Below are 14,817 nucleotides of genomic sequence, written 5' to 3'. Positions count from 1 at the left end.
TCAAATTATTGCCTTAGTTTTATTATTAGCTTCTGTTTGTTATGTATCGCTTGAACCGAATTTAAAAAAACTTCGGCCTAAGAACAAGACACTATCGTCATAACAGATTTATGTGAGACTTAGAATATTCGTTCGAGACCCATCATCCAATCTTTCATTGGTAACGGTGGGTCTTTGTGTATTAAGTTCTGACACCGTGAGGGACAAGAACAATGTGACATTTCGGATCAGGTGATTATCTAAAAAAGTATCATGATGGAACTCATAAAGCGAGATTAAAGTACATTATATTAAGCTTCGCTAAATAACGTTTTTTTGTATTAAGAGCCATTTTTCTAAAATAAGGCAAGAACTCAGTTCCACGCGGAAATTAAGAACATGGTACCAACGTTGATGAGAATATTTAACTGTATTTAACTGTTTCATTTCTCTATGAAAATCCTTAGTATAATTTTAGATACAAAATTGATTTGGTGTTAGTGAAGGCACTACCTAATTTAAATGAAAAAAATTCCAATCAAAGGTCACTACTTTTACTCTAAAGATAACTATGTTATAATCCAAACAAACGCATAACCAACTCACCTTTAGAGAGGGGCTGTAAAATGGAAAAAAATCGATTTATGTAGTAGATGCATTTTTTTATTTTTAATTGATAGCGCATTCATTGTGTGAACAGAAAGGGAGAATTTCCATGAAAACAGATCTTGCCACTTCCGGTCAGACGGCTCCAAGTGCGCCGCTCAAGACATCACAGAAGAAATTAACGCTCAAGGAAAAGATAGCATACGGTATGGGGGATGTTGGTAACAACTTCATGTTCGATTTAGGGCAGATTTATCTTCTTAAATTCTACACGGATGCACTTGGTCTGCCGTCTGCAACTGCTGGACTTATTTTCTTGATCACCAAGATCTGGGACGCTTTCGCGGATATTACGGTAGGAACTTGGGTGGATAACCGAAAAAAAATCGGACCTAGAGGTAAATTCAGACCATTTATTCTTTATACTGCGATTCCACTTGCTCTAGTTACTGTCGTAAGTTTCATAAATCCGGACTTCACCTTAACAGGTAAAATGATTTGGGCTTATGCGACCTATATGTTATTTGGTACCGTATATAGTATTTCTAACATACCATACGGTTCAATGGTACCCGCAATGACGAAAGATCCCGTAGAGAGAGCGCAGCTTGCTTCCTTCCGTCAAGCAGGTTCGAATTTAGGGCTGCTAATTACTACGGTTGGTTTTATGCCGATTGTACTGATGTTTGATAGCCAGTCCACAGGATATTTGGTTGGAGTTGTTGTTTTTTCCCTGGTGGGGGTGCTCTTTCAACTATATTGTTATGCCAACGTGAAAGAACGATTTGTTTATGAAAAGCCTCACCAAGATAAGAAGAAAATTAATCTTATTGATAGCTACAAAGGCTTATTTAAAAACGCACCCCTTCTGATTCTTTGCCTGGTTAATCTATTTACTTTTTCAGCTTTTAACGTAAAACTCGCTGTTCAGATCTATTATGCGCAATACGTCCTTCAAGATGTTTCCATTATTCCGTATATGGGCTTTTTCAGTATCGGATGTGTATTTATCGGTGTTGCCCTTGTCCCAAGTCTCGTTAAAAAAATCGGTAAAAAATATACTTATATTCTAGGTTGTGCAATTTGGGCAGCCGGTGATGGACTCGCCTTTTTCTTTGCGAATAATGCAACGACCTTTATTATTATGGCTTGCTTGGCTTTCTTTGGCAGCTCTTTCGTGAACAGTCTCAACTGGGCACTCGTATCCGATGCTGTTGAGTACGGTGAGTGGAAGACAGGTACTCGTTCGGAGGGTGTTGTTTATTCGTTCTTTACATTTTGCCGTAAACTCTCGCAAGCGCTTGCAGGATTTATTCCTGGGGTAGTACTTGGAATCGTAGGTTATGTGCCTAACGTGGTACAGAGCAGTGAAGCCATTGCTGGTATTCGTGGACTGATGTTTATTTACCCAGGTGTGCTAGCTCTTGCTACGATTATCGTTATGGCTTGGTTCTATAAACTGTCTGAAGATAAGTATAAACAGATTGTGTCGGATCTGAGTGAACGGAGAAATGAGGCGTCGGTTTAAAGGTCAGTTTGATTATTAATGACAAATTTTAAACACCCCCTTGAAAAATGAGTGGCATTTACTTATGATGATATAAAGGTTACTACCTATAAAAAAAGATAATTATGTATACCACATTATTCTTAGGAGGAATTGGATATGAAATATTTTTTAGACAGTGCTATTCTTGATGAGATCCGTTATGCATATGAAAATTGGGCTATTGATGGAGTGACAACAAACCCTCGCCACGTTATGAATAGCGGCAAACCTTTAACTGCATTGCTAGATGAATTCGCTTCGGAATTTAGAGGCGTCAAAAACTTCCCGATTTCGGTTGAAATCAATCCTCACCTCGATGATGCGAAAACCATGGTAGAGGAAGGCAGAAAACTTGCCAAGTTGTCGGACAACTTTGTTGTTAAAATCCCTTGCATTGAATCCGGTCTCATTGCAGCTAAAGAGCTTGAAAAAGAGGGGATTAAAACGAATGTGACCCTTGTATTCTCTGCCTCCCAAGCGCTTCAACCTGCAAGAGTCGGAGCAAGTTTCGTATCTCCATTTGTTGGATGGAAAGAAAATAGCGGTGATGATACTACGCAATACATTCAAGATATAGCAGACATCTACAAGAATTATAAGTTTGATACCGAAATCATTGTGGCTGCTCTTCGTAACGGTAAACAAATTGTCGATGCTGCAAAAGCCGGTGCAGATATCGTAACTTGTGGCTTCGACGTATTCAGAGAAAGCTTCCATCATGCGTTTACAACCTATGGATTGGATAAATTCCGCAATGCTTGGGATCAAACCAAGACTGAAGAATAAGTGCTCTCATAAGTTATAGACGTTCCATTATAAGTGCCTCCAAGTCCAAGTCATGCACCTGCGGCGCTGGAGGCAGCTTTTACCGACATCGTAAAGGGGAGAGAATGATCTTGACTGTATATGAACGGCTTCGACAAAAGAACAATCATCTTTCTTTTTATCATGTTCAAGATACAGCTTTCCTGGAATACGGGAACATTATTGAAGGTTATTCCTTTGATGAATTACTGCCATACATGAACAATCTGCAGATTCCTCAAGATCAGAATGAATACGTAGCATCAGTTCCCGAGATGGAACAATCAAGGGTCAAAACACAGCTTGAAGCCTCCTTCTACGGAGAAATACCTATTCAAATCGGATATTGTAATGGTGCCAATTCGACGCTGAATGGGCTGGAATATCACAAAAGCAGCGAGATCAATATTGCTGTAACCGATATGGTTCTTTTAGTTGGGAAAGTTCAAGATATCAATAACAAAACATATGATTCAGCTCAAGTTGTTGCATTCTATGTCCCTCAAGGCACTGCTATTGAATTATATGGTACTACGCTGCATTTTGGTCCTTGTAAGGTCGAAGAGGAAGGATTCAAAACCGTTGTCATTTTACCAGCTGGCACGAATGAGCCCTTAAATCTTACGTGCGAAAAGCGTAGAGATGAAGATCAATTACTGTTTATGAAAAATAAATGGCTGCTTGTCCATCCTGAGCGAGAAATGCTCGTTCGCCGAGGGGCTCATGTGGGCATTGAAGGCGAGAACATTCGTATATATACCTAAATTCGTAAACGTTTTCAAATAGAAAGGAGAGAGTTTGATGTCAAGTATTAGCATGTCAAAAGGGTTGAAAGTTTCAGTGTTGAATCAAGGCTTTGAAGTCCATTTTAACGGAGTTCTTCTCCTGCAACATAGTATCGAGCAACCTGCATTTTATGTAGGATACGGTGAAGAAAGCATTGACATGTATCGGGGTAATTTCAATATTAAGGACTATATCTCTGAGCGTGTGGCTCTACGTTATACCCAAGTTCAGGAAGAGAACGGGGAATATCACATCGATTTTTGTGGACATGAGAAGGGCGAGCGCGTTCTTTCCCTTCAGGTCAAGGTCGAGAGTGATCGATTGAAACTTGAGTATACGAAGCATGACACCAAAATCAATCGTTTCTGGGTTCGTATAGTCGCAGATCCGACTGAGAAAGTGTATGGCTGCGGTGAACAATTATCACACTTCAATTTGAGAGGCAAAAATTTCCCTCTGTGGACATCAGAGCCCGGAGTAGGCCGGAACAAAAATAGTTATATAACCTGGCAAGCGGATGTTAAAGACAAAGCGGGCGGAGACTATTATAATACGAATTTTCCTCAGCCTACGTATGTTTCTACCCAAAAATACTACTGTCACACAGAAACAACAGCTTACGCTGATTTTGACTTCCGTAATGATTCTTTTCATGAACTTCAGGTTTGGGAAGTCCCACAGTACATGCTGTTTGAAACTGCGGAAACTTACCTTGGTTTGGTCGAGAAGATCACAGCGCTATTTGGAAGACAACCCGAACTGCCAGATTGGGTATATAACGGAGTTATTCTTGGGATCCAAGGCGGTACCCATGTTGTAGAAGAGAAACTGGCTACTGCAGAAGAAAAAGGAATTAAAGTGGCAGGCGTATGGTGCCAGGACTGGCAAGGAAAGCGTATTACTTCTTTCGGAAAGCGATTAATGTGGAATTGGGAATGGAATCCACAGGAATATCCAGAGCTCGATACGAAAATTCGGGAGTGGAAAAGCAAAGGAGTCCGTTTCCTCGGATATATTAATCCTTATGTTGCTGTTGAGGGTGAATTATATAAAGAAGCTGAACAAAAAGAGTATCTTGCACGGAATCAAGAAGGCGGAACGTACCTTGTTGATTTTGGTGAATTTTATTGTGGGGTTGTAGACTTCACAAATGAACAGGCAACGGAATGGTACAAGCAAGTGATCAAAGAGAATATGATTGATTTTGGTCTTGACGGGTGGATGGCTGACTTCGGAGAGTATTTGCCGACAGATGTTGTACTCAGTGACGGTAGTGATCCCAAACTCATGCATAATGCCTGGCCAACGATGTGGGCGAAAACCAATTATGATGCTGTCTCTGAAGCAGGTAAACTCGGTGAAATTGTGTATTTCATGCGTGCAGGTTATACCGGCGTTCAGAAATATTCCACCATGCTGTGGGGTGGAGATCAGAGTGTAGATTGGTCGCTTGACGATGGTCTTGCTTCGGTCATTCCGGCTGCATTGTCCTCGGGCATGATTGGATGCGGATTGCATCACAGTGATATTGGGGGATACACCAGTCTGCATGGCAATAAACGTTCCAAAGAATTACTGATGAGATGGGCGGATATGGGCGCTTTTACACCTATGATGCGTACCCATGAAGCCAATCGTCCCGATGATTGTTTTCAATATGACGGAGATGAAGAAACACTCGAGCACTTTGCAAGAATGTCGAATATTTTTGTAACACTTGCTCCATATACGAAGTCTCTTGTTAAAGAAAATGCAGGACGCGGGATACCTGTGCAACGCCCGTTATTCATGCATTATGAGAACGATCCGAAGACGTATGACATCCAATATCAATATTTGTTCGGTAAAGATATGCTCGTCGCTCCTGTTCATCAAGAAGCACAAAACGAATGGGAACTTTATCTGCCAGAAGATGAGTGGATTCATCTATGGACTGGTAAAGAATACAGAGGTGGGACGGTAACCGTTGCAGCTCCTATAGGTCAACCTCCTGTTTTCTATCGTAAGGATTCAATGTGGAAGGATCTTTTTAATACAGTAGGACAATTGTAATCTAACGTTTTTTCACTTCGACACGTAATTACCTCGTGCAAAGGTAATGATGTATGATATTATGATAGTTACCAATGTTCGAGGTGGTTATATTAGGGAGGCAAAGGCAATTCCATGACACAAACCACTATTTTATATGTACCTATTGGACGATTAACATTTGATATGGAAATAGCGGAAACCTACTATAGAGAAAGTTTAGATTGGCTGACGAAGTTATATGGAGATGGGGTAATCGCCCCGAATCAGATCCTGACCTCGCCAGAATATTTGAAGGACTTTTTAGAATCGGTGAAAGATCAGGAGATCGATACAATCCTTTATCAAAGCGTCACTTTTGCCGATGGAGAATTCATGGTCAAAATTTTGGATTATTTCCGCGAACCTGTGATTGTATGGTCGGTCCGTGAACCGAGTGTAGGCGGGCGATTGCGCTTAAATTCACTCACCGGAGGAAATAGCACAAGTAACGTGCTACGTAATCATAACCATCCTTTTGCTTTTGTGCTTGGAAATCCGGATGAGGAAGCTCTTCAAATCCGTTTGTTCAAAGAAATGAAAGTCATGAAGGTCATAAAAGACTTAAGCAAAATGAAAATAGGCGTTGTTGGTGACTATCCCCCAGGTTTCTTTTTCTCGGATACCGATGAACCTGAACTTAAAAAGGCGCTTGGCGTTTCTTTGCAGAAGTTTGATCTGCAACAAGCATTTGATGAATGCGTACATCTTCCCGAAGAAGAATGGACCCCTGAAGTTGATCGAGCAGAAAAGCAAGTTATTGGACTTAATCGCAAGGATGAGACGGTCAAAAAGTTTGCTCAGTTCTCAACGTATATCAAAAAGCAAATTGAACATGAAGAAATTAGTGCCCTTGCGATGCGCTGTTGGCCGGATTTCTTTAATGAACTAGGAGCAGCACCTTGCTCTACACTCTCTCAATTTACGGAGGATGGGTTGGTTACATCATGTGAGTCGGATATTCACGGCTCCATATCCATGTTTATTTTAAGAGAACTTTCTGGAGGAAATGCACCATATTTGGGCGATCTTGTTCATGTGAATGAAGATTCCAATTCGGTTGTGTTCTGGCATTGTGGTGCTGGTGCCTATTCTCTCGCTAACCCAGCGACAGGTGCTACAGCTGGTGTACATCCGAATCGAAAAATAGGTTTTGCCATGGATTTTGGATTAAAAGCAGGAGAAGTGACTATCTTTAGAGTAAGTCATACTCCAGAAGGATATCGCCTTTTAGTTCTTAGAGGAAAGGCACTAGATGTGGAGCAGCCCTTTTCAGGTACTTCAGTTGAAGTCGCTTTACAAACAGATGTAACGGAAACTCTCTATGAGATGATGCACGCAGGTTATGAACCTCACTTCGCGCTCGTATATGGAGATGTTGCAGATGAACTCATTGAATTAGGTCGTATGCTTCGTATTGATACCAAACTATACGCTGCACCGCGAACTAAAGAGAAAAGGGCCTCTTATTTGCTAACTGGTGTTGGATCCGAGAATTAAAAGATCCCAAGAAAGCAAAAGGAGTTTGATATGTTGAAGAACGTTCCTAATAAGCAGGCAGCTCTGTACTTACAAGTGAAAGAAGTTCTTATCCAAAGAATACAAGATAAGATATGGACACCAGGTAACCTTATACCGACAGAGCAGGAGTTAATGCAAGAATTTGATGTGAGCCGTACAACACTTCGACAGGCTATCAATATGCTTGTACAAGATGGTTTGCTGGAGAAAACGCAAGGTAGAGGAACCGTTGTTAAGGCACAGCCTCTTTTCGGAGGGAGTTTAGGTAGATTAAAGGGTCTTGCTGAAGAAGCGACCGAACGAGGATTGACACCCAATTCCAGATTGTTACGTGTTGGTTTTATGAGTCATCTATATTATGAAACTTCGATGCTTGAGCTGGAGGAAGGGGAAGAGATTCTTGTTATTGAACGAATTCGTTTTACGGATGAGACTCCGATCGCCCTTGAGCGTTCTTGTTGGCCAGCTTCCATAGGAAAGATTTTGGAGAAACATGATTTAAATGATGCCAAATTTTATGAGATTCTTGAGAGTAACGGTGTGTATTTAAAACGAGCTAAGGATAAGGTGTCTGCAATTAATGCGACTTTATACGAGGCCGACTTACTGGGTATTCGTGGTGGAGAAGCTTTGCTGGAAATGCAAAGACTAAGTTTTGGTTATGATGATAAGCCACTTGAATATACAACGACGAAATTCCGTAGCGACAAATATCATTACGATATTGAGCTTACACGATAATGCTAGGAGGAGTGATCTGAATGGTAAACGAAATAGAAGTGAAAACATACGGACTGTACATTAACAGCGAGTGGGTAACAACTGCAGAAACGATGACGGTGCAAAATAAATACACCCAAGAACCTGCTGCTAAAGTCGCTGTGGCGACGCAAGCACATGTTGACCAGGCAGTGAAGTTCGCCAAAGAAGCATTGAAAGAGCCGTTTGCTCCTTATGAACGCTATAAAGTATTGATAAAAGCAGCTGATTTGCTCCTCGCAAGAAAAGAGCAATTTGCTCAGATTTTAGCAGCAGAAGTTGGCAAACCCATTAGAGAATCCCGCGGTGAAGTAGAGCGTGCAGCACAAACGCTGCAGGTATCTGCTGAAGAAGCGAAACGAATTCAGGGCGAAGGTGTTCCGGTAGAAGCAGCCCCTGGTTCGGAGAATCGATTGGCTTTTACCGTCAAAGTCCCTGTTGGTGTTATCGCAGCCATTACTCCATTTAATGTGCCAATGAATCTCGTGTGCCATAAGATTGGGCCTGCGCTTGCAGCGGGTAACAGCGTAGTATTAAAACCAGCAGAAGTAACCCCTATATGTGCAATCATGCTAGCAGAAGTATTGAAAGAAGCTGGTCTACCCCATGGACGTTTGCATGTACTGACAGGCGATGGAGCACAAATAGGAGAATGGTTATTGGAAAACGATGATGTCAACATGTTTACTTTTACAGGAAGTCCTCGTGTCGGGGAGTTAATTCGATCCAAGGCAGGACTCCGTAAAGTGGCACTTGAACTAGGGAATAACTCCGCTACTGTCGTTCATCGAGATGCTGACCTAGATAAAGCTGCTGCGCTTGTCTCGCAGAAAAGTTTTAATAATGCAGGTCAGGTATGTATTTCAGTGCAACGGATCTATGTGCATGAAAATGTATATGAATCTTTTCTTGCCAAGTTCATTGAGAATACGAAGAAAATCGTAGTTGGAAACCCCTTGGATGAGAAAACGGATGTTGGTCCAATGATTCGTCTCAGTGAAGCGCAACGGGTAGAGGCTTGGGTTAACGAAGCCGTTGAACAAGGAGCGCGGATTGAGATTGGTGGCAAACGTGAAGGGTCCATGTACTATCCTACCATTTTGAGCAACGTTCTCGATGATATGAAAGTGTGCAGACAAGAAGTCTTTGGACCAGTGGTTGCTGTTGCTACTTACTCTAGTGAAGAAGAAGTCATTTTACGTGTGAATGATTCCGAGTATGGTCTGCAAGCAGGTTTGTTCACCAATGACCTGAACTTCGCCATGAAGGCAGCGCGTGAAATTGAAGTAGGCGGTCTTATTGTGAATGATGCATCTGCATATCGTGTAGACCATATGCCATATGGTGGAGTCAAGAAAAGTGGTAATGGTAAAGAAGGCCCTAAATATGCAATAGAAGAAATGACAGAGGAACGGATCATCGTCTTTAATCTGTGAGTTATGGATACCCAGCCTAGAGGCATATTTTGTTTCTAGGTTTTTTTCTATGCAATTAACTTAAATGTAGGTGAATGAAATGCAATTTCTATCTATACTACTCCCTATATTCGGAATCTTTGCGATCGGTTATGTAGGGCAGAAGAGAATAGGATTTGAAACGAAAAATATATCAAAAATGGCGTTATATTTAATGTCTCCGGTATTGGTATTCCGCACGTTTTATACGACAGATTTTAATATGGATTATTTGTATCTTACGATTTATACGTTTGCCTTGTGCTTTTTCTTAATCTTGATTGTTTATCTGCTCGCATATTTTCAAAAGTATTCGATGAAAGAAACTTGTGGCCTTATTCTGGCTTCTTCCTTCATGAACAACGGGAATTATGGTACTCCTGTCGTGCTGTTGTTATTCGGAGCGACCGGGCTTGATGCAGCTATCGTCTTAATGGTCATTCAACAGATTGTGATGTGTACAGTAGGTGTATATTATGCTGCCAAAGGAAGTCCGGAAGGAGATGGAATCGGCTCTGCATTACGAGCGGTTAAGCGGATGCCAATTGTATACGGAGGTATCTTGGGGGCCTCATTTCAATTGTTACAAATACCGCTGAGCAGTGCTGTGTTAGAGGCGGTTAGTTTGGTCGCGGATGCCGCTATTCCTACGATCATGATTGTGCTAGGGATGCAGCTTGCTAATATTTCACTTAAGAACATGAAGGAAACAAGACTTGGCTATTCTTTGCTAGTTAAGCTTATGATCTCCCCGTTTATTGCATATCTATTCACCTTAGTACTTCCAGTGGATCCAATGGTAAAACAGATCATGATTATTATGGCGGCCATGCCGACTGCAGCGAATACGACAATGTATGCCCTCCAATATGGTACTGAACCTGAATTTGTTTCGGGTGCCACTTTGGTAAGTACTGTGGTAAGCCTTATTACACTTCCGATTGTTTTTTCATTTATTTTGTAAGATTTCAAAAGGAAGGGGAAGAGGCTGACAGCAAGAAAAAGCACATCTAATACAGAACTCTCAGAGCGTTTTAAGGAGCAGCCCGCAAGGGCTGCTTTCTTGTATGTGTACTTATGATGAATACTGAAGTGCAGGATAAAACGAAATATGATTGTATCTTTACTCCGATGATATGTAACTGTTTTTCGGAAACGGAATATTTGCACATAAATACCTTTCGAAATAGTGATCTGACGGAGATGAAACGTTGACTTCAAATTGTAAAGTGTACCTGCGAACAAACCGCGATGTATATCGAGGAGAATAATCGTCATAATAAGGAAATGTTGCTGGAAGAAGGGAGGTAAGGGTAATGGATGAACAATCTGCCATGAACACGAAAGAGGAAAATATCACCAAAAGTTTGAATGAATCCTTGGGTAGAATTGAAGAAATCTTTACGAATACTCCCGACTTAATCATCCGAAAATTATGCATAAAACAGACCGGAGAACTAGCCGCTATAATCTATATGGAAGAATTGACAGACAAAACGTCGCTTAATCAAAATGTTCTTGCTCCGCTTCAACTAGAAACCGGAAATCCCTCCGGAGATTTCATTACAACAGTGGGTTATGTAAAACCTCACTCCAAGTGGGAAGAGCTCAGACTTTCCATTATACTCGGCTACAGCGTGTTATTTATTGAAGGAAGAAATACTGCATACGCATTGGATACAAAAGGGTTTCCGCAACGCGCTGTTGAGGATCCTCAGCAGGAGCCCTCACTGAAAGGGGCACATCAAGGATTTATAGAGACAGGTTCTCAAAATATAGCCATGATCCGTCGTTATATTGCGGACAAAGAGTTAAAGGTGAAGCGGTATATTGTTGGACAGCGGGGACAAACGCCAGTATCTTTGCTTTATTTGGAAGATGTGACCCAACCGGACATCATTAAAGCGCTCGAAGAACGGATTCAATCCATCGAGGTGGATGCCATCATTAACACTGGAGAATTGGCTGAATTTATTGAGGACCAACCGCTTGCGTTGCTTCCCCAAATGATTACGACAGAGAGACCGGATACGGCTGCTTCTCAAATACTGCAGGGCCGTTGTGTGGTTGTAGTCGATGGTTCGCCAAGTGTTCTGGTTGCACCGGCTACATTCATGTCTTTTTTTCAGACGGTTGATGATTACAGTTCCCGATGGTCCATTTCGTCATTCCTCAGAATATTGCGCATTTTTGCCTTTTTCATCGCTATTTTTTTGCCTGGAATTTTTATATCCGTCATTTCGTTTCATTTTGAGATTATACCAATGAAGCTCCTATTAACGCTTGGTGAGTCACGAGGGCAAGTTCCTTTCCCGCCATTTGTAGAGGCGATTATTATGGAAATAACACTTGAGATACTAAGGGAAGCGGGAGTTCGCCTTCCAGCTCCAGTAGGACAAACGGTAGGAATCGTCGGTGGTATTGTCATTGGACAGGCAGTTGTGGAGGCAGGGTTGATCAGCAATGTAATGGTTATCGTGGTGGCTTTTACGGCTATTTCATCTTTTATTATTCCCAATCAAGACATGATGGCAGCTGTACGCATCATGCGGTTCATGATGATGATACTAGCTACCTGGTTCGGGTTTGTCGGACTGGTCGTGGGCATGATGAGCTTCATCGGCCGGCTAATAACATTAAACTCGCTCGGTATCTCCTATAGCACGCCTATAGCCCCATTTAGGGCCATGGATTGGAAGGATACCATACTGCGGGTACCTTTGTGGATGATGAACAACCGCCCAGTAAGCACGAATTCACGCCAGTCAAAAAGACAGGGGAAAAGCAGAGGATGGAAGGAGAATAAATAGAACATGAAGTCATTACGCCCGGTAACGATGCTTCAATTCATTCTTATCATTTCTTCTTTCCAAATCAGTGTTGCTTTTTTGTCTATTCCAAGAGAACTTGCAAGGCATGCGGGGACAGATGGCTGGATGGTGATTTTTTTGGGCTGGGGGCTGGCAACATTAGCCTCCATAGTGATCGTCAAGCTGATGAAATATAATCCAGACAGCACAATACTCGAATTGATTCAGCGTTATATCGGCGTGTGGGCAGCAAAAGCAGCTTCTTTTATATTTATGGCCTATTATTTGCTTCTGGCATATGACGGTTATATGATTGCTTCACTTGTCATTAAATTATGGTTATTGCCGAGTACATATATCTATGTTCTAGTCCTGCTGCTGCTCATCCCCACATTCCAGATTGCGCAGCATGGCTTTCAGGCAATCGGGCGGTACAGCGAAATTGTCACGATACTCTCCTTATGGATTCCGTTCATTTATGTATCTACACTTAGTCGTGCACATTGGCTCTATTTACTGCCGCTTTTTAAAGAGGGATGGTTTCCTGTTCTTTCATCCATAAAATTTATGATCTATCCGATGCTCGGCATCGGTCTGGTTTTGTTTCTCTACCCCCATCTAGTTAACAAAGAAAAGGCACTACCTGCCATGATAATCTCCAACACGCTCACTTGTATTGTTTACTTGGGGATCACCCTGATTTGTTACGTGTATTTTAGCCCTGATGAGATCGGGGAGTATAACGATCCGGTAATTAGCATAATGAAGTCCATTGAATTTCAGTTTATTGAGCGGGTAGAGGTAGTATTCATTGCATTTTATGTGTTTGTGTTCTCATGCATATGGATTCCCTCCATGTATCTCGTATCGAGATGCTCTGCGTCGCTGGTGGGAAAAGGGCAGGAAAGATACCACCTTGCCGTGTGGTGTATTGTCATAGAAATTAGCTTTTTCCTCTATCGGCCTGGCTTTATTGAATCTGCGCAAATAAACTACGCACTTAATTACATTGGATTTATCATGGAGTTTGTTCTGCCTGCAGGCGTTCTTCTGTATGTAGCGATCCGCAAAAAGATGGGAGGGGGGCAACGCACATGAGATGGGTCGGGAAATTCATTATCTCGATGGTGTGCTGTATATTATTGGCTGTGCTCGCAGGTTGCGCCAATGACAAAACCAATTTAGAAGATGCAACGGTTCCCTTGGCTCTTGGATTGGATGTCAAAGATAAAAAGCTCCACTATTATGTTTCAGCACCTGTATTCAGCAAAGACATTCAAAAGAAAAGCCGCGAAGGGGAAGGAATTGCAGAAGGTTTAAGACAGTCGAGGAATCAGCAGGATGCCCAATTTTCGGGTTCGCTTGCGGGACGTAATTTTCAAGTCATCATTGTAGGCAAACAATTGCTCCAATATAAGGATTGGTTTAAAATACTTGATGTCACGTTCCGCGATCCTCGCAATACGATTACCGACCGGATCGTTGCTTTTGACGGTTCTATTGCGGATATTTTCAATTTTCAAGCCAAAGATCAGCCGCCGTTACCTTTATTTGTAAAAGCGATTGTCGATTCAGGGAGCAGAAGTTCAGCTACTGTAAAAACAACCGCGCAGGAGCTACATAGACAACTGTATGATCGAGCAATGACGCCTTCCATCTCGGAAATCAAGATCGAAAATAATAAAATCATGCTAAAAGGCACGACTCTTTTATCCCGCAAAGGGGAGTACAGAACTTCCCTGACCTATCAGGAGACGTCACTTCTTCACATTTTGAAAAATGAAGCTGAACCAGGGGTCAGTCTCACTTTTCCAGTTGATGATTTACAACAAACCATGCCATTTAACATCGACAAAGTGAGTTTTACTTTAGGTGACATATCGGTAAAAACGAAATCCTCTCATGAAAATGGCAGATTTCAATTCAATATTAAAGTGAAGTCGATCGTCAGCATAACTGAAAAGTTTCTTGAATTTGAACTTTTGGGAAATTCCGAGGAAATGGCAAATAAATTAAGCAAGGAAATGAAAAAAAGCATGGAGGCGCTTATTAAAAAGTGCCAAAACTATAATATCGATCCTTTCGGGTATGGTTTTTATGCCAGGGCATATCAGTATCCCTTATACAAGGAAGCACAGGCCAACTGGGGGAAAGAACTATCCCGAGCACATTTTGATGTGGAAGTTGATCTTCGAATCGGCGCCACTGGAGCAGTAGAGTAATCGAGTATCCTGGATTCTTAAGAAACTAGTCATGCAGTCATGTAAATTTTTTTCTACACTTGGTTAGAAATTGCAGGGAAGCGGAGTATAAGATTTGCGTACCATCTTGGAAAGAAATTGAGCAGATGAGGGATCAACTTTCCCGATGTTGCATTCAAATACAACTGTCGAGGGACAAGAACATATTCCTATTGAAGTCGCTATTTTGGTATTATCCCCTTTTAGTAGACAAGAGAAAAAAGACATCTGTTAAGATG

General features: G+C 41.7%; 11 protein-coding genes. All 11 read left to right on the top strand.

From position 1 onward, the window contains the following. The first annotated feature begins 694 nt into the window (after positions 1-694). The 11 genes from FS628_RS22980 to FS628_RS22930 all read left to right on the top strand — a co-directional run bounded on the left by FS628_RS22980 (position 695) and on the right by FS628_RS22930 (position 14,560). Complete coding sequence (locus FS628_RS22980) at positions 695-2,113, top strand: MFS transporter (protein ID WP_145325316.1); 1,419 nt, start codon at positions 695-697, stop codon at positions 2,111-2,113. A 138-nt stretch (positions 2,114-2,251) separates the two neighbouring features. After that, the gene (locus FS628_RS22975) at positions 2,252-2,920 is read left to right on the top strand and encodes a transaldolase family protein (RefSeq protein ID WP_145325315.1); all 669 of its coding nucleotides are present in this window, start codon (positions 2,252-2,254) and stop codon (positions 2,918-2,920) included. A gap of 110 nt (positions 2,921-3,030) precedes the next feature. Then, entirely contained in the window at positions 3,031-3,702 is a 672-nt protein-coding gene (locus FS628_RS22970) for a DUF4867 family protein (RefSeq protein ID WP_145325314.1), read from the top strand. Between the two features lie 37 nt (positions 3,703-3,739). After that, positions 3,740-5,776 (top strand): alpha-glucosidase, encoded by a 2,037-nt coding sequence (locus tag FS628_RS22965; protein ID WP_186327932.1) that lies wholly within the window; start codon positions 3,740-3,742, stop codon positions 5,774-5,776. Between the two features lie 114 nt (positions 5,777-5,890). After that, positions 5,891-7,294: a sulfoquinovose isomerase gene (gene sftI / locus FS628_RS22960; protein WP_145325312.1), complete on the top strand. Its 1,404-nt coding sequence runs from the start codon at positions 5,891-5,893 to the stop codon at positions 7,292-7,294. Between the two features lie 30 nt (positions 7,295-7,324). Next, complete coding sequence (locus FS628_RS22955) at positions 7,325-8,056, top strand: GntR family transcriptional regulator (RefSeq protein ID WP_145325311.1); 732 nt, start codon at positions 7,325-7,327, stop codon at positions 8,054-8,056. A gap of 20 nt (positions 8,057-8,076) precedes the next feature. Continuing rightward, a complete protein-coding gene (locus tag FS628_RS22950) occupies positions 8,077-9,510 on the top strand; it encodes an aldehyde dehydrogenase family protein (protein ID WP_145325310.1) in 1,434 nt (477 codons plus the stop codon). Positions 9,511-9,589: 79 nt separating this feature from the next. Beyond that, complete coding sequence (locus tag FS628_RS22945; protein ID WP_145325309.1) at positions 9,590-10,492, top strand: AEC family transporter; 903 nt, start codon at positions 9,590-9,592, stop codon at positions 10,490-10,492. 352 nt (positions 10,493-10,844) lie between these two features. Beyond that, positions 10,845-12,338 carry a spore germination protein gene (locus FS628_RS22940; protein ID WP_145325308.1) on the top strand — a complete coding sequence of 498 codons (1,494 nt, stop codon included), beginning with the start codon at positions 10,845-10,847 and terminating at the stop codon, positions 12,336-12,338. A 3-nt stretch (positions 12,339-12,341) separates the two neighbouring features. Next, positions 12,342-13,436, top strand: a complete 1,095-nt coding sequence (locus tag FS628_RS22935) for a GerAB/ArcD/ProY family transporter (protein ID WP_145325307.1) — start codon at positions 12,342-12,344, stop codon at positions 13,434-13,436. After that, positions 13,433-14,560 carry a Ger(x)C family spore germination protein gene (locus FS628_RS22930; RefSeq protein ID WP_145325306.1) on the top strand — a complete coding sequence of 376 codons (1,128 nt, stop codon included), beginning with the start codon at positions 13,433-13,435 and terminating at the stop codon, positions 14,558-14,560. Before FS628_RS22935 ends, FS628_RS22930 begins: the two co-directional genes overlap by 4 nt. Positions 14,561-14,817: the final 257 nt, after the last annotated feature.

Origin of the sequence: Paenibacillus xylanexedens, assembly GCF_007676705.1 — a bacterium.
Lineage (GTDB): Bacteria > Bacillota > Bacilli > Paenibacillales > Paenibacillaceae > Paenibacillus > Paenibacillus xylanexedens_C.
The sequence above is the reverse complement of the archived record's forward strand: the minus strand, read 5'-3'. Positions and strand labels throughout refer to the sequence as shown.